Raw genomic sequence first — 242 nt, 5'->3', positions numbered from 1 at the left:
CTGCTGGAGCAACCGCAGGCGCAACCGGCGTTCAATACAGCGTCGGGCGCCAGCGCTGGCGGCGCCTATCAGTATCAATACACGCCGCGTCCGCAATCGACCGTGCCGGTTGCCGAGGCTCAGGCCGCGTACCGCGAGTTTTTTGCGCCGCTGCCCGAGGCCAACGCCAATGCGCTGCCGGCCGGTCAGGAAGACATTCCACCGCTTGGCTATGCGCTGGCGCAGCTCAAGGGCATCTATAT

Annotated in this window: 1 protein-coding gene; it reads left to right on the top strand. The window is 65.3% G+C overall.

Annotated features, from left to right (window positions below):
- The coding region (locus FVA95_RS30305; RefSeq protein WP_205016109.1) for a hypothetical protein at nt 1–242 on the top strand (242 nt) is incomplete at both ends.

The organism is Pseudonocardia sp. EV170527-09 (assembly GCF_008369905.1).
Lineage (GTDB): Bacteria > Actinomycetota > Actinomycetes > Mycobacteriales > Pseudonocardiaceae > Pseudonocardia.
This window is presented reverse-complemented; position numbering and strand designations above follow the sequence as displayed.